Source organism: Proteiniphilum sp. UBA5463 (assembly GCF_002427225.1).
GTDB lineage: Bacteria > Bacteroidota > Bacteroidia > Bacteroidales > Dysgonomonadaceae > Proteiniphilum > Proteiniphilum propionicum.
This window is the reverse complement of sequence record NZ_DIQL01000006.1, coordinates 1-23,213: the sequence shown is the minus strand read 5'-3', so window position 1 is coordinate 23,213 and position 23,213 is coordinate 1. Positions and strand designations below refer to the sequence as shown.

Below are 23,213 nucleotides of genomic sequence, written 5' to 3'. Positions count from 1 at the left end.
ATAAATGAATAGTGAATATATAAATATATTGCTGGAGAGATACTGGAATTGCGAAACAACGCTGGAGGAAGAGAAAGAACTGCAGGATTTTTTCTCGGGAGTTGGTGTACCTGAAGATCTGGAACAGTATATTCCTCTGTTCTCTTATATCAGAATGGAGCAATCAGTAACTCTAAGCAAAAATTTCGATAATAAACTGAAAGCAGCTTTAGAAGATACCGATAAGAACAGATATGTCACTATCCGGATTTACACCCCTCTGCTGCGGATAGCCGCGTCAGTTCTGTTACTGGTGGGATTGGGTACAGGTCTGTTCTTTATCACACGTCAGAACAATAAGCCGCATTTTACTGAAAAATTTGAAGACCCCAACGCTGTTATGCAGCAGGCAACATATGCACTTGAGAAACTGTCTAACGCTCTACAGGTGAGCGAAGCAGCTTCAATGCAGACCATCAGGGATATTGATGATCTGAATATCGACTGGTCATCAATCGACTCATTAAGCAACTTACTTGATGATGATATGGATGATTCGCTGAACAACACTGTTGAGGTTAAAAAAGATGGATTGAATAAAATTGGGAATCTATGAGAAAGACGTTATTAACACTGTTTGTTTTATTGTGTACCACAACGGTTTTCGCGAACGACTTTGTAACTCTGTTCATCGAAAAATATGCCGAAGACAAGCGTCCGCTGAACAATGTGAATATCGGGAAGGCAATGCTTGAAAAGATGGCGGCAAGTACTAATGATGAAGATCTGAAGAAAACATTCAGAGAGTTGAACAGTATACATATCGTAAGCAGTGATAACAAGAGAGATTCCAAACACTACTTTGCAAAAGCACATGAACTGATAAAAGCTGAGTTCGGCGATTACGAAGAGGTGGTGTCGGTAAACGAGAAAGCATCAAAAATTTCAGTTTTGATGAAGAGAAACGATGAAGAGACGCAGAATCTGATTCTTATCTCGCTTGATGAGGAGGATAAACTGACCATTATTACGGTATCAGGTAAAATCGATTTCAATTCCTTCTCAAAGCTGTCAGGTTCAATCAAAAGCGAGCAGCTGGTTCCTGAGATGGTGAATCATCTTTATTAAAAATAAAACAGCCATTTATAAATGGTAATTTACAAATAACTTTTTTCTTTTTTATATTTAAACGATGAATAGGCAGCCGAACGTGAGTTTAGCTGCCTATTGCTTTATTAATAGTTTATAAAACAGTAGAAGGGTACTCTATTCAATTTACTTTACGAAATCGATGAGCCAGCAATACTGTGTTTTTTAAATACTCAAATTCAAGTTCAAAACACTCGGAATAAATATCGGTACCGGTATTATCCTCAATCTGCGATACGGTCCATAGTTTCCCGCCCTGAAGCTGCAAGCTGTTGAAAATATTTTCATCTTCAATATCGGCTACATAGAGAAAAATAAGCCGTTTTGTGATTTCATTTTCAAAAGTATATTTCAATAAAAAACGAAGTGGAAGATTACTGTTGCCACACTCTTTCCTTATGCTATAACGCAAAGTTTCATCCACTTCGTCGTTATACTGCATATATTTTTCAAACGGGTAATCCAGTTTTCCGGGATCTAATAGTCGTGAATGATCCCTTTCCTTAAGATAGATCTTCCCCTTATAAATTAGTGCTACACGAACTACAGGATGCATGAATCTGTTCTTCATATCCTTAGTGATTGACATGGCAACCCTGCCCGTCACATCTCCTTTCTCCGTTACAACAGGCAACCACTCCTCCTTATAGAGTTTTTTATCCAAAATAAATAACCTAACGCTCTCTATGGCTATGACTGCCACCAGTATTGCCTGGAAGAGCAACAAAACTGTCGTTGAATTAACATAAACGGCTTCAGGAGAACCAGTAACATAAAACACCAGGACAAGCAAAAGATGAATTGAAAGCCCGTACTGTGTCTGAAATGCTACCCGAAAAGACTCCTTCATGTAGTTTTTCAATATATAGTTTCGTCCTTTGCCCACCCTTAACACTATCCTTCCCCTGGAAAGCCTCATCAAAATAAGAGATATTAAAAAAACGATCTCGGTTATCATAAATCTGTTCAGCAGAGGCAGGCTATTAAAAAATGAAAATGACAGAAGTAACGTCACAATAAAAGTAGTAATGGAAATTTTATATATAAGGCGGCTGAATTTTTTTACTAAAAAATAACCAATCAATGAAAGTGACAAGCCAACACCTGCAGCCAAGCGAGTATCGGTGTGCAATATTAGGATAGAAAACAGAAGCATAGGTACAAGCCCGAATGCAGGATTCCTGATAATTCTATGTATTTTAGACGAAAAAGCCATATAATATTACGAAAACTTCACCATTAATAACAACAAATGGACATTTTTGTTTAGGCGGGAAAAAAACTGCCGCTGAATTGGTTCTACCATTCAGCAGCAGATCATGTTAAATTATAACAATAGTGAATACTACAAATTCAACCTGTAAAAGCCTATAACTTTTTCGTAGAGATATTCACTTGTGTTGCCGCCTGAAATAAAATGATCTTTATCGGGAAAGACAAACATCTCGAAATGTTTGTTCGCCTTTATAAGAGCCCGTGTGTATTCAATGGTATTCTGAAAATGAACATTGTCATCGGTTGTGCCATGCACAAGAAGAAGGTTCCCCTGCAATCTGCCCGCAAGTTCAACTGCCGAGGCGTTAATATACCCCGTACTGTTCTGTTGCGGGGTACGCATAAAACGTTCAGTATAGACTGAATCGTAAAAGCGCCAGTCTGTAACCGGCGCAATGGCTACACCGGCTTTGAGTGTTCCATCACCGCGACTCATACTCATCAGCACGTTGTAACCCCCATAGCTCCACCCCCATATTCCAATACGGTCCGCATCGATATAGCTCAGCGAGCCTAGGTATTGCGCTGCGGCTACCTGATCATCTGACTCAATGATACCCAGGTTCATGTACGTACACTTACGAAACCTGGCGCCACGAGCACCTGTTCCACGACCATCAACACAGGCCACCACAATATCTTCATTCAACAGCGCATAATACCAGCTTGCACTGTACTTGTCCAACACCTTCTGCGAGTTGGGCCCGCTGTATTGAATCATAACCACAGGATATTTTTTGGAGGGGTTGAAATTGTTGGGTTTCAATATCCAGCCATTCAGGAGTGTGATACCGTCTGCAGCTGTTACCTTGATGTATTCCCTTTTAGGGAGCCGCGCGGATGCAACCTCGGCCTTTATTGACTGATTGTCTTCAAGTATGCGCAGCTGCTTACCGTTTGAATCATGTAAGGAGATAACATCAGGTGTACTTGCATCGGACCAGCGATTTAGAAAAAACTTCCCATTATTGCTGAAAAAGGCTTCATTAAATCCAGGCTGATTCGACAGTTTCTGAGGTTTCCCCTTGCTAATATTTATTTTGTATATATTTCTTCGCAAAGGACTTTCATCAGCTGCCTGATAGAAAAGCACCTCCGATTGAGGATCCACCCCCAGGAGAGCAGTCACATCGTAACTACCCGAAGTGAGTTGCTTCTGTAATGTACCAGATAAGCCATAAACATATATATGGCTGAAGCCGTCTTTTTCAGAAATATAGGTGAATTTGTCTTCAAGAAAATGAATAGAATTCAGCCAGTCAGAATCAATGTACTGTTCGCTCTCTTCCCTTAATACCAGCTTCGACACAGTTGTCCGGGGATTGACATAATACATATCGAACCGGTTCTGGTCTCTGTTTAAAGTCATCACTGCCAGCCGGGCAGGATCATTTGTAAATTTTATACGGGGAATATACCCATCCTCTTCAACGGGCAGGTCCATTGTGCGGGTGGTTCGCGATTCAATATCAAACACACGGCATTCAACACTGGAGTTTGCTTCACCTGCTTTTGGATACTTAAAGTTATAGTAACCGGGATAAAGCTGCCCGTTGAATGTCTGGAAAGTAAACTCTTTCACCGGAGATTCATCGAACCGGACGAAAGCAAGTAACCGGTTATCGGGTGAAAACTCCATTAGTCGGGTAACTCCAAACTCCTCTTCATACACCCAATCGGTAGCACCGTTTATTATTATGTTTCTCAATCCATCTTTGGTTATCTGCGACTCAGTATCAAAGTCGAACTTAGAAAGCCAGATGTTATTATCTATTACATATGCCGCCATCTTGCTATCGGATGAGAAGGTGGGCATCATCTGTTTAGAGGGTTTATCAGTAAGCTTCCTTATCATGTTGCGACGCACATCGTGATAATAATAGCTGGCCCGGAACGAGTGCCGGTATATCTGCTCCCTATCTATATAAACCAGCACGCGGTTTTCATCGGGGCTGACAAGAAATCCCTGAAAAGAATCAAAAGTGCAATTACGTGCTGTAAGTGTGCTGAAGAGTGTATCAACTGCATTTCCCGTCGCGTACGAAAACTTGATAACTGCCGTTCGCTGCGGATCGGCTTGATAATAATGAAGTCCATCCTGTGAAGAAACCATTTCTCTTACATCACGTGGACTGAACTTGCCGTTAAGAATATCATTTAATGAATAATTCTGCGCCGTTACTGATAGAGTACACATAACAGCCATTGCGACATGAAGAAATTTTCTCATTTCCCTTACTGTTTAAAATTACAAAGTTACAAATTATATCTTGCAGTTACTGCAGAGAGCTCTCACGACCATATAAAAGCTATGAATTTAATACAAAATTATGAAACCAGGCTTCTCTTTACGGTTTTTTTTGTATTTTCGGCAAAAATTTGTGAAACCTGGCCAGCTTTGGAGTTTCAGATTCCTGGATTACGAATTGAAGTTACGATACACGAAAAACCTGTCACACAAAGCTGATATAATGGAAGAATCAAAAATGAGAATTAAAAACAAATGAACAATGGAACCGAAAGAAGGAAAAATTACAGAATTGCCCGACAATGCATATCGGGAGCTGAAGCCGGGGGAAGATTACAGTCCGGTAATGCCTGCAGATAAACCAGTGAAAGAAGCCACCCCATGGGCAGTAGGAATGGGATTGCTGATGGCAGTTATTTTCTCGGCTGCAGCTGCTTATTCAGGCTTGAAAATAGGTCAGGTGTTTGAAGCAGCTATCCCAATCTCCATCATTGCTGTAGGGGCATCGGCAGCCTTCCGTAAGAAAAATGCACTTGGGCAGAATGTCATCATCCAATCCATTGGCGCATCATCGGGTGTGATTGTTGCCGGAGCAGTCTTCACAATTCCAGGACTATATATCCTCCAGGCCAGGTATCCCGAAATTCAGATTAACTTCTGGCAGATTTTTTTCTCTTCACTCCTCGGGGGATTCCTTGGAATACTGTTCCTCATTCCTTTCAGGAAATACTTCGTGAAAGATATGCACGGAAAACTTCCTTTTCCCGAAGCTACCGCAACTACAGAGATACTTATGACCGGTGAGAAGGGGGGAAGCCAGGCACGCTTGCTGGTTACAAGCGGGCTCATCGGAGGATTATTCGATTTCTGCTTCTCAGCTTTCCGGCTCTGGAGCGAAGAAATTACAACTCGAATAATTCCTGCTGGTGCCATGCTAGCGGAAAAGTTTAAGATGGTATTGAAATTCAATGTAAGTGCACTCATCTTTAGCTTTGGTTATCTGGTAGGATTGCGTTTTGCACTGATAATTACCGTCGGCTCGTTACTCTCGTGGCTGGTGTTAATACCAATGGTAAACGAGATTGGAACGCTGGCAGCTGCCGCAAGTGGGGGTGTAAATCCGTTCGCTGCTATGACGGCAGAACAGATTTTCGCTGAGTACGTACGTCCGATAGGCATAGGCGCTATAGCAATGGCAGGTATCATCGGCATCATCAAATCTTCAGGCGTGATTGGAAGTGCTTTCAAGCTTGCAGTAGGAAAAAAAGGTGTCGCAGCTACTGGCAAAACTGAGATAAAACGTACACAACGGGATCTGAAAATGTCGTTTGTGATGTTATTTCTGTTCCTTACACTTGTTGCTGTTTTTATTTTTCTTATCACAGGAGTTAAGATTACATTAGTGCAGTCGATTGTTGCGCTACTCACCATCACCATAATCTCTTTTCTCTTTACCACTGTTGCGGCAAATGCCATAGCCATAGTAGGCTCTAACCCCGTTTCAGGCATGACTCTTATGACCTTGATACTTTCATCAGTAATCCTGGTTTCAGTGGGACTGGAAGGCTGGCAGGGTATGGTCAGCGGCTTGATTATCGGAGGGATTGTCTGTACAGCGCTCTCCATGGCTGGCGGGTTTGTTACCGACCTTAAAATTGGTTACTGGCTTGGCTCCACTCCGGCAAAACAGGAATCGTATAAGTTTCTTGGAACACTTGTCTCCGCAGCTACCGTAGGCGCTGTTATTTTTATTCTGAACGAAGCTTATGGGTTTGTTGCTACTCCAGAGCATCCTAATCCCATGGTGGCACCTCAGGCAAATGCCATGGCGGCAATCATTGAGCCGTTGATGGCAGGCAGCGGCGTAAGCTGGACGTTACTGGGTATTGGAGCTGTAATAGCCATACTGGTGAACTGGCTGAAGGTGTCTCCACTGGCCTTTGCGCTCGGGATGTTTATCCCACTTCCTTTGAATACCCCTCTTATTGTAGGCGGATTGCTGAATCACTGGGTAAATAAAAGCACAAAAGATAAAGAGCTGAATAATTCCCGTCATCAGCGTGCCATCCTTATCTCTTCAGGATTTATTGCAGGTGCTGCCCTATTTGGAGTATTGGGAGCCCTTATCATCTTTCTCACAGGGAAGAGTGACGTTCTTAATATTGGTTTGTGGGCAAACCCAGGTGGAACAGGAGCACAGATAGTTGCACTGTTTGCCTTTACCGGACTGGTTACTTATTTTGTCTGGGAGACAAAACGGGCGAAAAAAGGAGATTAGTTGAATACAGAAAAAAACAAATCGACGGAAAAGATCTTTTGCTTTGCATAAACAAGAAAATGTTATGAATAAAACGATATTAATATGCGTGTTGCTGTTATTTACTGCATCGTGCACAATGAAAAACGAAAAAAACTCTGTTTCAAATGAGACAGACCTCACTAAATATGTAAATCCATTTATAGGAACTGCTTTCACGGGACACACCTTTCCCGGGGCGGCTTATCCTTTGGGAATGATGCAACCGGGACCGGAGACAGGTAACTTTTCATGGGAATACTGTTCCGGTTATTTCTATGATGACAAACGTATAAACGGTTTCTCTCAAAACCGGCTTAACGGTACAGGATGTGTCGACCTGGGCGATTTGCTGATGCAGCCCTTCTCAGGGGAGAAACGTAACGACCTGAGCAGCAGCTTCGACAAAGCTACCGAGAAAGCCTCTCCTGGTTATTATGCGGTTAAACTTTCAGATAACGAAGTAGATGTGGAGATTACAGCCGCACCACACGTAGCTTTTCACAAATACACTTTTGCCCCGGGTAAAAAAGCCAACCTGCTGGCGGACTTCCAGAGCGGGCTGGTATGGCAAAAAGAGAAGCTTTTCACCCATGTGCTCGATAATAAGATTAACTTCGAAGGTAACAGGGTGATTACCGGCTACACCCGCCGTACTGAGTGGGTAGAGAGAACCTACTACTTCGCGATTGAGTTCAACAAGCCGATACTCTCTTCTGAGAGACTCGATCCTCGTGATCCCAGGGAAAAAGCTCCGCGCTATATCCTCACATTCGATATGCAGTCCGATACTACTTTAAAAATGAAGGTCGCCATGTCAACGACAAGTATAGAAGGTGCAAAAGGCAATCTTACAGCCGAGGTGAGAGGATGGGACTTTGAAAAGGTGCGCCAAAATGCAAAAGAGGAGTGGAACAGATATCTTTCGCGGGTAAAAATAGAGGGCACAGATAACGAAAAGACAAACTTCTACACATCACTTTACCACCTCTACATCCAGCCCAACAATATTGCCGACACAGATGGTAAATATACAGGCCCAAACCGCGAAGTATCCCTGTCGCCCACCGGGAAGTACTACTCCACACTATCTCAGTGGGATACCTTCCGTGCAGCCTTTCCCATGTACACCATTCTCAGTCCGGAAATAATACCGGACCTGGTAAACTCAATGATAGACTACAGCGGGCAAAAAGGGCACCTGCCCATCTGGGCACTTATGGGGCAGGAAACTTATACTATGATCGGGAATCACTCTATTCCTATGATAGTTGATGCATTTCTCAAAGGATTTGATGGCTTCGATGCGGAAAAAGCCTTCCGTCAGATTAAAAAATCGGTTACCGAAAGTAAACATCCGAAATCGGATTGGGACCTATACGATAGGTATGGTTACTACCCTTATGACACAATAAAGCTGGAATCGGTTTCACGTACGCTGGAGTGCGGCTTCGATGATTACTCTGCCGCGATGATGGCACAAAAGATGGGCAAAACTGACGACCATGGGTTCTTTATGAAGCGTTCAGGTTATTACAGGAACCTGTTCGACAAAGAGACCAACAGCATGCGTCCTAAAAACTCGAATGGCGACTGGCTATCACCGTTCGACCCTTATGAGCTGGCACACGCCGACTCGAATATTGGAGGTCATTATACTGAAGGGAATGCACTTCAATATACATGGCATGTGTTGCAGGATATCCCAGGGCTCATTGATCTGATGGGAGGGAAAGAGGCCGCAGGCAAAGTACTCGACTACCTCTTTAACACAACCCAAGAGACTACCGGTAAACTTTCCGATGTGACCGGACTGATTGGGCAGTACGCGCATGGTAACGAACCGAGTCACCATGTAGCATACATCTACTCATACCTCGACAGGCCGGAAGAGACTCAACGACTGGTACGGCAAATCACCACCAACTTCTACCGGAACAAACCTGATGGACTTATTGGTAATGACGACTGCGGCCAGATGTCTGCCTGGTACATGTTCTCTGCCATGGGATTCTATCCTGTAAATCCTGTGAGCGGCGAACTGGTATTTGGTGCCCCGCAGATACCTAAAGCTTCATTAAATGTGGGTAATGGAAAGTATTTCACCATGGAGGCAAAAAACCTCTCTGCTGAAAACATGTATGTTGAGAGGATTGAACTGAACGGGCAACCCTATGACAAAAAATTCATCACCTACAAGGATATTATGAATGGCAGTAAGCTGATATTCTATATGACAGACAACCCTTAAACCGTTAACTTCAAACAAAAGAATTTCAGTAGAAGCGATTCACATTTAATGATGACAGGTAAAACAGGCATCGTTAGATATCAGTCTGCATTTTATTACAGATAATATTTTCTATCGCGAGTGTCCTGTTTAAAATTGAGTAAATGTCATATACTGCTTCATAATAGTAGCTGGGGTCAGCTTGGTCACAAAAGATTTACCCGACGACTATTTTGTGGCCAGCAACCCTACAACAATAAAAAAGTGGTTCAACCAATAAAATGTAATACAGTGTAAAAAGTATCCTGAATTGAAATTCAACTGCAGCAGCTTGCCAACTTAAACCCGAAAGAATTAACAGGAAAATTAATAAGAATAAACTATTTCGCCTTCGGCAAACTTAATCGGAAGAAAACATATTAATTAATCAGATTTCATCGTTTCTGTTACAAAAAAGTTGTATTTTTGGAATAAATTAATTTTAAACATAATAGCAATGAATTTAAGTGGAATAAACCGCCATGAACACGATCTTCTGGGGGAAATGGAAATACCGGTGGAGTACTATTACGGAATACAGACCATGCGGGCTGTACAGAACTTCAATATAAGCCGCTCCAAGCTATATCACTACCCACAGCTGATTAAAGGCCTGGCTGATGTGAAAGCCGCTTCGGCAATGGCAAATCATCACTTGGGTTTGATGGACGAGAAAATAAAAGATGCCATCGTAAAAACATGCTCAGAGATTAAAGAGGGTAAACTACATGACCACTTTGTGGTGGATATGATTCAGGGAGGTGCGGGTACTTCAACCAATATGAATGCTAATGAGGTAATAGCCAACCGTGCACTTGAGCTAATGGGTTATACAAGGGGGGAATATCAGTACTGTCACCCAAACAACCATGTAAATCTTTCCCAGTCTACAAACGACGCCTACCCTACAGCACTTAAAATTGCGCTCTATAGGGGTATAGGTGGATTAATAGACGCAGTTACCAAAATAATTGAGGCTTTCCGTGAAAAGGGAAAAGAGTTCTCAGATGTAATTAAGATGGGACGTACCCAACTTCAGGATGCTGTTCCTATGACTCTGGGGCAAGAATTTGAGGCATTTGCTGTGACGCTGGAAGAGGAGATACAACGAATGGAACAGAACCGGACACTGTTGTGCGAGGTTAATATGGGGGCCACTGCTATCGGCACGGGAATAAATTCCGATCCTGAATATGCGAAAGTGTGCACCTGCTACCTGGCAAAAATTTCAGAAATAGACCTGGTGCCGGCTTCAAACCTGATTGAAGCTACCAGCGACACGGGAGTATTTATTATGAACTCAGCGGCTATTAAACGGCTGGCAGTGAAACTGTCAAAGATATGCAACGATCTTCGTCTTCTTTCATCGGGGCCTAGAACGGGATTAAACGAGATCAACCTACCTCCGATGCAGCCTGGATCGTCAATCATGCCGGGGAAGGTAAACCCGGTAATTCCGGAGGTAGTTAATCAGATAGCCTATAAGGTTATAGGTAACGACCTTACGGTGACCATGGCCTCTGAAGCAGGGCAGTTGCAGCTTAACGTAATGGAACCGATTATCGCTTTCTCACTTATGGAGAACATTGAAACACTGATTCAGGGAATACATACTCTACGCGAAAAATGTATCACTGGCATCACAGTAAATGCAGATAGGTGCAGGGAGATGGTAATGAACAGCATAGGGCTGGTGACGGCGCTGAACCCCTATCTGGGCTACGAAAACTCGACCAAACTAGCGTCGGAAGCATTGAAAACGGGAAAGGGCATTTATGAGTTGATCCTTGAATTACGTCTGATGGATAAGGAGCGGCTCGATGATATTCTTAAGCCGGAAAATATGATCAGTCCGAGAAAAATAATAAAAGAGTGATCATATCTTATTTTCGCTATGACTTACTGATACACTCACCGGAAAATAATCATTATATGCACCGTACTGATTGAGCCTTTACCGGCAAATTGTCATCAGGTATAAGGGCTAAATATCTGTTCAACCGGACAAAAAATAAACTTTATTCAAAATGGTGGCTCTGCTTAGAAAGCCACATATAAAAAATACTTATAATGCATTGAATATCATCATATATTTTGGTCCTATTGCAACGAAAGTGCTTCAAGGGGGCTCGAATGGTTTCAATTATAAAATAATTGAAGATACTGGTACCGAAATATTATCTTCAATATCAATCAAAGCATTTATCAGATATACCTTTTGGTACAATGATAAATCGTCAATCGTTATCTTTTTTTCTCTGATAATTCCGTTTTTCAGTAAAAATTTCCGTTTGGTCCCCTCAAGCAGATATGTTTCCGGAGTAAACAACGCTCCATCTGACGATTCAAATACAAGGTTGCTAAATGAGCTGTCGGTAATATTCCCATTTTTTGTTATTATAATATCATCGGCTGTTTTTTTTTGCATAAGAAGATTTTGCAAAGCATCTCTGACAACAGATTTATAACAATAGGTGATGCTGTTGTCTTCAATAACCTGCAATGAACGAATTGTTTTAAATTCATAAGCGAAAAATTCTACAGATATGATATCCTCATCATACAAAATTCTGCATTTAACTCTTTTCCCTTTTAAATGAGAAGGTATCAGAGAGGTGTTTATATCTATTTCCGGCTTCGTACCATAATGCAAGAAAGCGGTTTCATGCACTCTCTCCCGATGGAGATTGAGATTGTAAATAACTCCCTCTTCAATTCTCAATGTTTCAATGAAAACAGGCCGTTTCATACAAAAGGCAGATACACTTTATTCAATACTTCCTGATATTCTTTTTTACAAACACTATCGATGGTTATTCCCCCTCCACTCCTAAAATAAAATTTATTACCATCTTGTTCAACAAAGCGAATTAAAACAGCCGAGTCCAGATCTTCACCATCAAAATAACCGGCAACTCCACAATAATAGCCTCTTTCAACTCCTTCTATCTCACCCAATATCTCCAATACTTCGTGTTTGGGCGTTCCAGTAATAGAGCCTCCGGGCAAAAGAGAGAAAATAATATCGCCTATATGTTGCCTGTAATCCGCCGGAAGCTCTCCTGCTATCTCCGAACTGACCTGCAACAGATCCTTTCTGTTTGTATTCAACCGATCAATGTACCTGAAGCGCGACACATGAACATTTTTGGAGATCGCACCCAGCTCTTTGCTCATTAAAGCTACGGTTGCCTTATGTTCGTTTATCTCCTTTTCATCCTCCAACAGAATTTGTTCTGCATTTGCAATACCTGCATCAATTGTCCCCTTCATGGGATTGGTAGAAATTATTCCACTGGCAATTTTGACAAAGCGCTCAGGAGAAAAACATACAAACCTGCCAGGTATATAAATCTGATATCGAGACTCACTCAAAGCAAAAATATTTTCAAGTGAAAGTTCCGTTTCAATTTCTGTCCTTTCAGTCAGATTTGCCAAAAATATTTTCTGCTGCATCAGATATGTTTGTAATTTATCGAATCTCTTCTTATATGTTTCAAAATTATTGGGGATTATATTGAAATATGTATCTGTCGGGGAAAAAGAAAAAGGTTTTCTCCCGGCTTCCGGAAACTTGAAAAATATTTCGTCCTGATAAAGCGGATCGGACACGATATAACCTTCTGTCTGTTCATAATTAATAACAAAGAAAAAAGGCTGTCCCAAGGCAGCCAATTTATTCATATCATCTTTTAGAAGTATAGTGCTTGAGTATAACATGTTTATTTTTTTATTGCCTTTCTATTCTTTGCTGTCCCATAGTTTCAGCATTGGTATCATATCACTGTATTGTTCTGCATATTGTGTCTTTGGAGAGTCGCAAATGCCCGTTTTTGACTGCCCATGAACAGAAGTCATAGCAATAAAGACAAGCACCGCAGTAAAACAATATTTTTTCATTAAAATTATGAGTATTAAAAATAACACTGAAAAAGTTATTTATTAAACAAATTTACAATAATCTTCAATGCAATATATACAATATTCATAATATTTATCAACTGTTCTGTAAATCACTACCTAAAAACCATATTGTTACTCGTGATAGCACTAATACCTCAGTGAGATACTTGCCAATCACTACCTAAAAAACAAATTTTACTCCCCGATTTAATTGATGAGTCTGCTCATAAGACCTTAGTATCAAAAATAATTACTTATAATGCACTGAATATCAATATATGTTTTGGCATGATGATGAAAGAGACTTTTCGGAGGGAATACATCGATATATTCAAAAGCGCAGTACAGATGAAATAATGATGTTTATCTGCCTGTTGTAACGATATCTGTTGTAATGAATATGCATTTTGTAACAATTGTTTTTTCAACACCTTTCGTTAACATTGGCTTACCAAAACCTCTTATTACCATTGGTTTACCAAAACCCGCAATTAACATTATTTAAGGGTGTCATATTCCAAAAAAGTAAACTATATTTTTACCTTTACTTAATTATCGCATCTATCCCTGCTATATGCATATAGCTAAATAAAAGATGTTTATACGTTTTAATGGCACTTGTTGCATGCGATAAGCATTATGCTCTTTTAGCGATTACAATTAAACTACTCTTTTAGGTATGGAATAACACCGGTGCAAAAGGAAGAAAGATGAATAAGCTATGCACTCTATCTATTGCTTTTGGAGTTTCTTGTTGCCTATTCGCACAAGAGAAAACCGATTCAGTTTCCATAAAACAACCGGAAACTGAAAAATCACCGGTTTCGTTTGGCGGACAACTCTCCTGTTGGTCGGTTTTTCAGTTTCCCAATCCTGTTAAAATGCAATTAGGCACACGTTTCGTACCTACATTTATAGGAAATTACGGGAAATTTGATACTGCTGTTTCAGCAAATTTACAATCGGAATTTCATCTTTCAGGGACTAAGCACGATTCCACCGTATGTACCCTGAAACCCTACCGTGCCTGGTTGCGCTATTCAGGAAACAATTGGGAGCTGCGCGGCGGTTTGCAAAATATCAAATTCGGTCCGGGAAAAATGTTCCGCCCGCTAATGTGGTTCGATCGCATAGATGTGCGTGATCCGCTCCAGCTAACCGATGGAGTTTATGCACTGTTGGGACGGTATTTTTTCCAAAATAACGCCAATATTTGGTTCTGGTCATTAATCGGTAACGACAAACCTAAAGGGTTTGAATTTCTGGGGTCGGTGCGATGGATTCCCGAAACAGGCGGAAGACTCCAGTTCCCTCTCGGGCGAGGAGAAATAGCTCTTACAACGCATTATCGCAAAACGGATGTAAAAACAGCTCTTCCGTCAACTGCCGGCAAAACCCGTTTCAACGAAACACGCATAGGTATTGACGGAAAATGGGATGCTGTCGTCGGTCTCTGGTTTGAGTCGAGCTCCATCATCACACAAAAAAATAATTATAACTTACCTCACCATCAGGATTTTCTGAATATCGGAGCCGATTATACACTTCCCTTTGGAAACGGATTGGGCATATCGGCCGAATATTTTCGCTACCATATGGGCAACAGTTTTTTTATCAATGGCAAAAGTATTGTAATTGTGGGGGCAATATTTAACTATCCGGTTTCAATCCTCGACGACGTATCCGCTATGTTTTTTTACATCGACGAGCAATGTTTATGGTTTAATTACCTTAGTTACAAACGAGCGTATGACAACCTTGATATTTATCTGATTGGTTTTTGGAATCCCGAAATCGATCTGATTGCCGCTTCAATGCAAGTCACACAACATAACCTGTTCGCAGGAAAAGGTGTTCAGTTAATGGTGAATTATACTTTTTAAGATATATCAGGCATTCAATGCAACCTGTGACATCAGTATATTATTGAAAATATAAAAAATATTCATATGGAAAATATTGTTGAAGTTTCACATCTTGTTAAAAAATATCCGGCCGGGAACAGTTTTTTCACCGCGTTGAACAACATAAACATCGCTTTCAACGAAGGAGAATTTGCTGGGTTGGTGGGACCAAGCGGTTCGGGTAAAACCACCCTCCTTAACATTATCGGGACTTTAGACAAATCTACAGAAGGTAGTGTTACAGTCCTCAACAAGAGCGTGAATAACCTCACGCAAGTTCAAGCAGCTCAATTACGAAAACATAAAATTGGGTTTATCTTCCAAAGCTATAACTTATTACCCGTATACACTGTTTTTGAAAATGTTGAATTTCCTCTCCTTCTCCTCAACTTGTCTGCCGAAGAACGAAAAAAACGAGTGCTGGAAACGATTGAATGGGTAGGTTTAAGCCAAAAGATAAACTCCCGCCCACCGCAACTTTCGGGAGGCGAGTCGCAGCGTGTCTCTGTTGCCCGCGCCATGGTAAAGCGTCCTCAGCTGGTGCTTGCCGATGAACCTACTGCAAATCTGGATACAGAAAACTCGCACCACATTCTAAAAACAATGAAAAAACTTAATGAGGAGCTGAAAACTTGCTTTCTGTTTGCTACCCACGACGAAAAAGTAATAAGCTATCTCAAGCGAATTATCCGATTGGAAGACGGGCAGGTTGTAAAAGACGAGAAAGTAATGCAATGAAATTATTCAAACTTACCATACGGAACATTTTGGCTAACGGATTGAAAACGTGGCTTACGGTTTTTGTCCTTTCCATCGCTTTTATGCTGATCATATTTATGCAGGGAATGATGCAAGGATGGGACCGGCAAGCTATATACGACACAATAAAATGGGAAATAGCAGGCGGACAGTATTGGAGCGCCGCATACGACCCTTACGACCCGTTCACTCTAGATAGTGCGGCAGCTTTAATTCCCTCGGAATTACAATCTGCGGATAAAAAAGGGCTGTTGGAACCCATATTAATTGCGATCGGTACAATTTTTCCTTCGGGTCGAAGTATGTCGGTGCTAATAAAAGGTATAAGTCCCGGACAGCAACTGCTGGCACTACCGGCTACTTTACTGGAAAGCCAACCTGACAGCGAAGTTATTCCGGCCATTATCGGCACAGGAATGGCACGGCAAAGCGGATTGAAAAAAGGCGATGAAGTGATTTTGCGCTGGCGCGATGCAAACGGCACCTTCGAAGCACAAGACATTCAAATTACAGGTATCTTCAAAACATTTGTTTCTTCTGTGGACAACGGACAGATATGGATCTCAATTGAATCACTCCAGAAAATGTTATTGAAACCAGGAAATGCAACAATAATGATAAAATCAAAAAATATAAAAGCAGAACAAATAGACGGGTGGGCCTTTAAAAGTGATGAGGAGCTTACTCAATCGCTGCGCGAAATGCTTCAAACAAAAAAAGTAGGCCAAAGTATTTTTTACATTATTTTTCTTCTGTTGGGCTTGCTTGCCGTTTTCGACACTCAAACACTTGGCGTTTTCAGGCGCCAACGCGAAATAGGAACGTTTATCGCCTTAGGGATGACCAAAAAAGAGGTCGTGCACCTTTTTACGATTGAAGGAGCCATCAATGCCGTATTGGCGATTTTGCTCGGCGCAATATACGGAATTCCGGTGTGTCTGTATTATGCCATCAACGGAATACCAATGCCTTCAGGATCGAGCGATTTCGGCATAACTATTCCGGATAAGATCTATCCTTTTTTTTCGCTTAACCTCATTATGGTATCTATTGTGTTTATGATAATAATAACAGCATTGGTAAGCTATCTCCCTGCAAGAAAAATTGCAAGGATGAACCCTGCAGATGCCATTAAAGGAAAAGTTCAATGATAAAGTTTTTATTGAAAGGGTTATTGCGAGACCCCAACCGAAGTTTATTCCCGCTTATTGTGGTAGCTTTAGGGGTAATGATTACAGTTTTTATGCAAGCATACGTTGGAGGTGTGATGGGCGAAAGTCTCGAAAAAAATGCTGCTTTCAACACTGGTCACTTGTGTGTTGAAACACGTGGTTATTCAGCCAATAAATCACAAATGCCTCTCGACTTTGCATTAATAGACGTAAATATGCTGAAGACCAGCTTACAACAACAATATCCTCAATGTATTTGGACAGAAAGAATTTTCTTTAGCAGCATACTCGATGTGCCTGACAGTCTTGGGAACACGCTCGTTCAGGGAAATGTGAAGGGGATGGCATTCAACTTGATAAACTCAAACGAAGAGATTAACCGTATGGAGCTGCATTCACTGTTGAAAAAAGGGCGTTTCCCCGAAAAACGGGGAGAAACACTGATTAGCGACGAACTGTTCACTAAGATGTGCCTGAATATTAATGATACCATAACGCTCATATCTACAACAATGTATGGCGAATTGTCAATGTACAACCTCTCGGTTGCCGGCACGTTGCATTTTGGTGTTAATGTACTTGACAAGAGTATGATAATGGTCGATCTGAATGATGCACAAGAAGCATTGAATATGGAAGATGCGGCAAATCAGATCCTTGGTTTTCTGGGGAACAGCACTTATGATAACCGTAAAGCAGGAAAAATAGTATCGGATTTCAACAAACGGTACGCACGCCAACCAGGCCAGTTTACTCCTGTGATGTCGAGGTTATCAAATTCAAACATTGCAGGAATGTCTTATACAACTATTAACAATCTTTCCAATATTATAATTATAGTATTCATATTTGCAATGTCTATAGTTCTATGGAACACCGGATTGATAAGCGGGTTGCGCCGCTATGGCGAGTTTGGGCTTCGCCTTGCTATTGGAGAAAGCAAGGGGGAGATTTATCGCTCATTGATAATGGAGACCATATTGGTGGGTATTGCCGGATCGGCAGCCGGCACTGCATTAGGGCTTTTTTTCGCCTGGCTTTTACAAACGTACGGTTTAGATATAACCAATATATCTAAAGGATCGAATTTGATGATTTCCAATATTATCCGTGCAAAAATAACACCGGCTACCTTGGTTATCGGTTTTATACCGGGACTCATTTCCACTGTTGTAGGTGCACTACTTGCAGAAGCGGGAATTTACAAACGGCAAACGGCAAAATTATTCAAGGAATTGGAAAATTAGACAGGAAGATATTACATTTAGACAATAAAATAACATGCGAACGCACTCTCTGTTGTTTATGCTTATGCTTACTATGGCAGTAAATTCACAAACACCCGATGCTAATACAATATTAGACAAGGTTGATGAAAACATGTCTGCCCAAACACAGATAATGACTGCTACGATGGAGATATATTCCGCTCGAGCAACCCGAACCATGGAAATGAAAATATGGACGGAAGGCGACAGAAAATCATTCACCGAATATCTCGCACCAGCTCGTGAAAAAGGCACGAAGATGCTCAAACTTGACAAGCAGCTTTGGGTATATTCACCTACAACTGACCGCACCATTCAAATTTCTGGGCACATGCTGCGCCAATCGGTTATGGGAAGTGATTTAAGCTACGAAGATATGATGACCGACAAGAGACTGATTGACCAATACAAAGCTGAGGTTACGGGTGAACAGACCATTGACGGGCGGGAATGCTGGGAGCTCACTCTGACTGCAATCGTCTCTGATATCAACTACCATTCGCAAAAAATATGGGTAGACAAAGAACGTTTTGTAATGCTACAGGCACAATTATTTGCAAAGAGTGGCAAGCAGCTTAAAGAAATCACCTTTTCCAAGGTTCAAAAAATTGGAGGCCGATGGTTCCCGATGTCATTTCTCTATAGAGATGTTCTTAAAAACGGCAAAGGTACACGAGTGAATATTACAAAAATACTGTTTAATGAAACTATCCCGGATAATATATTTAACAAATCAAGTTTACGATAAACATTAATTTGAAATAATATTTTCATAACGAAAAATTTTCATTTATCTGAATAAATATATTTATCTTTACAATTAGTTTTGATCTCATTGAAAATGTCTGGAATCAGAGTTTTAGATAAATAGCTTACCGGTATTTTAAAACTGTTTTATAAAAAAGTGACTTTTTCGGGTGGGTTCAATTTTTATAACCGGAAAAAACCACTCAGTTATGATATGCATACGTATATGCGTTGGAAGTTCTTGCCATATTAAAGGCTCTTATGATGTAATTACAAAAGCGAAAGAACTCCTTAAAAAATATAATGCAGAAGACTTTATAGAGCTGCAAGCCTGTTTTTGCCTCGGCTCATGTTCCAAAGGAGTTTCAGTGGAGGTAATAAAAGAGCCAAGAATTGAAAAAACGGGAGAAAATTTTTTTTTGCACAATGTAAATTCAAAAAATTTCGAAGCGCTCTTCGTTAATGAAATTTATCCAGCAATATCTATTTAAATCAGAAAACTCTATGTTTGAATATCTTGAATTTAAGGATGCAAAATGCAAGGATTGTTATTTATGTTTGCGTGAATGTCCCGTGAAAGCTATAGATATCATTAATCATCAGGCAAAAATAATAAAAGACAGGTGTATTTTATGCGGAAAGTGTACGCTAGTGTGTCCGCAGAACGCTAAAATTGTACATAGCGAAAGAGATAAAGTAGAGATTTTATTAAGGACCAATTCTAAAGTCATAGCTAGCGTAGCTCCTTCATTTGTTTCAAATTTTGATGTGACTGATTTTGAGCCGTTTCGTATAGCATTGTGTAAACTGGGATTTTGCGATGCCCATGAAACTGCAATAGGGGCAGAAGCCGTAATAAAAGAATATGAAAAATTGATGGAATCGGGCAAGTTTATAAATTTTATTTCTTCTGCTTGCCCTGCCGCCTGCAGTATGATACAGATGTATTACCCAAAAGCATTAAAATATTTAGCACCTGTTGATTCTCCCATGGTTGCCCATGCCAAAATGCTAAAAATGGCCATACCTGGCGCAAGTATTGTTTTCATTTGCCCTTGCATAGCAAAAAAACGTGAGGCCAGGGAGAGCGGTTTTATTGACGGAGTACTCACATTTGAAGATATCGATGTTATGTTTAAAGAGAATAACATTGTTCCGAAAGAGATATCTCATTTTGAATTTAACGAATCCGCCGACAATCATATTAATTTATCAAAATCCTTCCCGGTAAGTCAGGGAATCATCAAATCTTTTGAATCCCTACCCGAAGGTTTCGAATATATTTCGGTAGATGGAGCCGATAGATGTGTACAGGTTTTGGAGAATATTGAAACCCTTTCGGGTGTTTTTCTGGAGTTGAGTACCTGTCAGAATTCCTGTGTAAACGGTCCATGTATTCTTAAAAGTAAAGGAGGGAGCATAAAAGCCACGCTGGAAGTAAAAAAATATGTTCAGAAAGAAAAAGAAAAGATTAATTCATCTACCACTAACGATAATCAGAATACAGAGAATATCAGTTTTTTTCAAAATTATCCACGCATAAGGGACAAGAGTAAGATTGGAACAGAGGAAGAAATTAAAACTATTCTTGCCAAAACAGGGAAGTTCGGTCCTGAAGACGAGTTAAATTGTGGTTCTTGCGGATACAAATCTTGCCGGGATAAAGCGTGGGCAGTTCTTAATGGCTACGCCGAAATAGAAATTTGCTTGCCATATATGAGAAAGCGGGCAGAATCTATGTCGTACGAAATCATTCATAACACTGCCGATGGAGTAGTAGTATTAGATGATTCCATGCATATTTTGGAAATCAACAAAAAGGCAAAAGAGATGTTTGGCATTGAAGAAGAATCTCTAAAAGGCCGGTTGGCCGTTGATTTCTTCAATACAGCAGATTTCATGAATGCATACAGGGAAAATAAAAATGTAGAGATATTAAAAGATTTTATCCCCAAAACCCAATTATATGTAGATATTTCTATTAATATCTTAAAAGAACACCGAGCTCTTTTTGCCATGATGAGAGATGTTACCGCTAAAGTGGAATACGATGATAAGCTTACAAAAATGAAGTTAGAAACATTTGAAACAACCGATGCCGTAATTCGCAAACAGATGCGTGTGGCACAGGAAATTGCATCGCTACTGGGAGAAACAACAGCGGAAACAAAAGTAGCATTATTAAAATTGAAAGATATTTATAAGAAAGAATAAAATTCCCTATGTGTTTTTATCTTGAAACAGGTTACACATCTCTTAATAAAACAGGAGAAGAGCTGTGTGGCGACAAAGTAGAGTCGGTTCAGAAAGATGGTTTTACCACAGTTGTCCTCGCTGACGGCCTGGGTAGCGGGGTAAAGGCAAATATTCTGGCAACACTTACTTCGAAAATTCTATGCTGCATGATTTCCAACAATATATCCATAGAAGAAAGCATAGAAACCATTATTCAATCACTCCCTACATGCAAGGTGAGAGGAATTGCATACTCCACCTTTTCCGTTATCCATGTAAACCAATCAGGGGAGGGCTTCCTGATGGAATTCGACAATCCGCAAGTTATTTATTATCATAATAAACGATGTGAGGATTTGAAGCGGAATGAATATATTATTTGCGACAAAAAGGTTTACAAAAGCGAATTACACATGGTAGAAGACGATATGGCAATTATGATGTCCGATGGTGTACTGCATGCGGGCGTGGGAAAAATATTGAATTTCGGTTGGGGACGTAGCGATATTATCAAATACATTAACCGAATTGTTGACTCCCCGATGTCGGCCCGTTGCGTCGCATGTAATATTGCTGCAGCTTGTAACGATCTTTATCTTGACAAACCTGGCGATGATACCACCGTAGCAGTAGTAAAAGCTAGAAAAAGGAAGCGGGTTAACCTAATGGTGGGACCACCGGTAGACAAAGAGAAGGATGATGCTTGTGTAGCCATGTTTCTCTCGAAAGAGGGTAAAAAAGTAGTTTGCGGTGGCACCAGCTCCCAAATAGTTGCGCGATATTTAAATAAACCGTTAAGGACAAGTTGTGAATTTCACGACAAAGATGTTCCACCTATCGGATATATTGAAGGAATAGATTTAACAACAGAAGGAGTACTCACATTACGCCGTTTACTCGATTTGTCAGCAAAATATTTATCAGTAAACGATTTAACACCTAAGCACAGTAATAAGAAGGATGGTGCTTCACTCTTGGGCAACATTCTTTTTGAAGAAGCTACTGATGTGGAATTTTTCGTTGGTCAGAGTATTAACCAAGCTCATCAAGGACAACCTATTGATTTAACCATGAAGTTGAAACTAGTTGAAACATTATCTGAAAATCTCAAAAAAATGGGTAAACAGGTTATCGTGAATTACTACTAATTTCTTATAAATCTGCAATATATTTTGTTCAGTGCTATTTAATACTCCCTATTCCATGTACCGATCAAGCGGAGTTTTGACTAAAATATTTCTCTCAATTTTTTATGCTTTCGTGCTTCTGCATATACAATTGTAGAGACCTTTTGTGATATGGAGAAAGTTTTCTGTAACAACGATAATTAATCCAAGTGTAATCAGTAACTTCGCATATTTCAACATTTTTCTCATACTTTAAATAGAAATTCATTAACTGAGAGTTATTGTGGTGAATGTATATCATCAACACTTCGGCAATTTATTAAAACGATTCTTATAATTCGCTGAATTTCAGCAGAGTATGGTACTTTTAAGGATCAAGCGTAACTTATTGACTATCTTTATTATAAATGAAGATTTAACGAGGCATTATATCATACAAGATGGCAATTAAACTTTATATGCTTAACCCTGTGTCCCGGCAAATTTTGTAATACCATTATTCTCTGAACTTCACACATCTTTTTCAAATATTTCCTTAACTTTGTGTCCATCATACCTACTAAAACTTTACAAACCTATGTTCGACAACAGCAAACGCGCTTTTATAGCCATCAACGACGAGGCTGAAGTTTGCCTTATCCCCAAAATGGCAAACCGCCACGGACTAATAACAGGTGCCACAGGAACAGGAAAAACCGTCACCTTGCAAACACTTTCGGAAACATTCAGCGAAATGGGAGTGCCCGTCTTTGCCGCCGACATGAAAGGCGACCTCTCCGGCGTGGCAAGAACAGGCGGAAACAAGGAAAGCGTTGCCAAACGCGTGGACGGTTATAAGTTAGGCGAAAAGGGATTTGAGTTTAAAGGCTTCCCGGTGAGGTT

General features: G+C 40.5%; 19 protein-coding genes. 14 read left to right on the top strand and 5 right to left on the bottom strand.

Translation table 11 applies throughout. The annotated features are described in order from the left end of the window. Nucleotides 1-28: 28 nt before the first annotated feature. Together B3B27_RS01740 and B3B27_RS01735 are read left to right on the top strand one after the other, a co-directional pair. Complete coding sequence (locus B3B27_RS01740; RefSeq protein ID WP_286845004.1) at nt 29-595, top strand: hypothetical protein; 567 nt, start codon at nt 29-31, stop codon at nt 593-595. Then, entirely contained in the window at nt 592-1,107 is a 516-nt protein-coding gene (locus B3B27_RS01735; RefSeq protein ID WP_238867410.1) for a DUF4252 domain-containing protein, read from the top strand. The genes B3B27_RS01740 and B3B27_RS01735 overlap by 4 nt, the downstream gene beginning before the upstream one ends. 142 nt (nt 1,108-1,249) lie before the next feature. On the opposite strand, the gene B3B27_RS01730 is transcribed toward B3B27_RS01735, so the two are convergent. Together B3B27_RS01730 and B3B27_RS01725 are read right to left on the bottom strand one after the other, a co-directional pair. After that, nucleotides 1,250-2,344, bottom strand: coding sequence for a hypothetical protein (locus B3B27_RS01730; protein WP_238867412.1), 1,095 nt, complete (start codon nt 2,342-2,344; stop codon nt 1,250-1,252). Between the two features lie 129 nt (nt 2,345-2,473). Beyond that, nucleotides 2,474-4,633 carry a S9 family peptidase gene (locus tag B3B27_RS01725; RefSeq protein ID WP_286846749.1) on the bottom strand — a complete coding sequence of 720 codons (2,160 nt, stop codon included), beginning with the start codon at nt 4,631-4,633 and terminating at the stop codon, nt 2,474-2,476. A 280-nt stretch (nt 4,634-4,913) separates the two neighbouring features. Here B3B27_RS01725 and B3B27_RS01720 point away from each other — a divergent pair, with 280 nt between their 5' ends. The 3 genes from B3B27_RS01720 to aspA all read left to right on the top strand — a co-directional run bounded on the left by B3B27_RS01720 (nt 4,914) and on the right by aspA (nt 11,092). After that, nucleotides 4,914-6,929 (top strand): OPT family oligopeptide transporter, encoded by a 2,016-nt coding sequence (locus B3B27_RS01720; RefSeq protein ID WP_286833412.1) that lies wholly within the window; start codon nt 4,914-4,916, stop codon nt 6,927-6,929. Between the two features lie 64 nt (nt 6,930-6,993). Then, nucleotides 6,994-9,198 carry a GH92 family glycosyl hydrolase gene (locus tag B3B27_RS01715; RefSeq protein WP_286833414.1) on the top strand — a complete coding sequence of 735 codons (2,205 nt, stop codon included), beginning with the start codon at nt 6,994-6,996 and terminating at the stop codon, nt 9,196-9,198. Between the two features lie 475 nt (nt 9,199-9,673). Beyond that, nucleotides 9,674-11,092, top strand: coding sequence for an aspartate ammonia-lyase (gene aspA / locus B3B27_RS01710; protein WP_238867417.1), 1,419 nt, complete (start codon nt 9,674-9,676; stop codon nt 11,090-11,092). Nucleotides 11,093-11,359: 267 nt separating this feature from the next. Here the strand turns inward: aspA and B3B27_RS01705 are convergent, their stop codons facing one another. From B3B27_RS01705 to B3B27_RS01695, 3 genes are read right to left on the bottom strand one after another with little or no spacing between them, the layout of a single operon-like run. After that, nucleotides 11,360-11,965 carry an aminotransferase class IV gene (locus tag B3B27_RS01705; protein ID WP_238867418.1) on the bottom strand — a complete coding sequence of 202 codons (606 nt, stop codon included), beginning with the start codon at nt 11,963-11,965 and terminating at the stop codon, nt 11,360-11,362. Beyond that, entirely contained in the window at nt 11,962-12,936 is a 975-nt protein-coding gene (locus B3B27_RS01700) for an aminodeoxychorismate synthase component I (RefSeq protein WP_238867419.1), read from the bottom strand. Before B3B27_RS01700 ends, B3B27_RS01705 begins: the two co-directional genes overlap by 4 nt. A 21-nt stretch (nt 12,937-12,957) precedes the next feature. Beyond that, complete coding sequence (locus B3B27_RS01695) at nt 12,958-13,116, bottom strand: hypothetical protein (protein WP_238867420.1); 159 nt, start codon at nt 13,114-13,116, stop codon at nt 12,958-12,960. Nucleotides 13,117-13,829: 713 nt separating this feature from the next. Between B3B27_RS01695 and B3B27_RS01690 the strand changes: the two genes are divergently transcribed. The 9 genes from B3B27_RS01690 to B3B27_RS01650 form a co-directional block, all read left to right on the top strand. Beyond that, a complete protein-coding gene (locus B3B27_RS01690; protein ID WP_238867421.1) occupies nt 13,830-15,002 on the top strand; it encodes a hypothetical protein in 1,173 nt (390 codons plus the stop codon). 66 nt (nt 15,003-15,068) lie between these two features. Further along, nucleotides 15,069-15,761 carry an ABC transporter ATP-binding protein gene (locus B3B27_RS01685; RefSeq protein ID WP_286833419.1) on the top strand — a complete coding sequence of 231 codons (693 nt, stop codon included), beginning with the start codon at nt 15,069-15,071 and terminating at the stop codon, nt 15,759-15,761. Then, nucleotides 15,758-16,933 carry an ABC transporter permease gene (locus B3B27_RS01680; RefSeq protein ID WP_238867423.1) on the top strand — a complete coding sequence of 392 codons (1,176 nt, stop codon included), beginning with the start codon at nt 15,758-15,760 and terminating at the stop codon, nt 16,931-16,933. The genes B3B27_RS01685 and B3B27_RS01680 overlap by 4 nt, the downstream gene beginning before the upstream one ends. Beyond that, entirely contained in the window at nt 16,930-18,201 is a 1,272-nt protein-coding gene (locus B3B27_RS01675) for an ABC transporter permease (protein ID WP_286846747.1), read from the top strand. Before B3B27_RS01680 ends, B3B27_RS01675 begins: the two co-directional genes overlap by 4 nt. Nucleotides 18,202-18,235: 34 nt before the next feature. Beyond that, nucleotides 18,236-18,970, top strand: coding sequence for an outer membrane lipoprotein-sorting protein (locus tag B3B27_RS01670; RefSeq protein WP_238867425.1), 735 nt, complete (start codon nt 18,236-18,238; stop codon nt 18,968-18,970). Nucleotides 18,971-19,139: 169 nt separating this feature from the next. Next, on the top strand, nt 19,140-19,460 hold the full coding sequence (locus tag B3B27_RS01665; protein WP_238867426.1) for a (2Fe-2S) ferredoxin domain-containing protein: 321 nt from the start codon (nt 19,140-19,142) through the stop codon (nt 19,458-19,460). A gap of 13 nt (nt 19,461-19,473) precedes the next feature. Next, nucleotides 19,474-21,183 (top strand): [Fe-Fe] hydrogenase large subunit C-terminal domain-containing protein, encoded by a 1,710-nt coding sequence (locus B3B27_RS01660; protein ID WP_286846746.1) that lies wholly within the window; start codon nt 19,474-19,476, stop codon nt 21,181-21,183. A gap of 8 nt (nt 21,184-21,191) precedes the next feature. Next, a complete protein-coding gene (locus tag B3B27_RS01655) occupies nt 21,192-22,352 on the top strand; it encodes a SpoIIE family protein phosphatase (RefSeq protein ID WP_238867428.1) in 1,161 nt (386 codons plus the stop codon). A gap of 556 nt (nt 22,353-22,908) precedes the next feature. Then, a partial coding sequence (locus tag B3B27_RS01650; protein WP_286846745.1) for a helicase HerA-like domain-containing protein occupies nt 22,909-23,213 on the top strand: 305 nt, incomplete at its 3' end.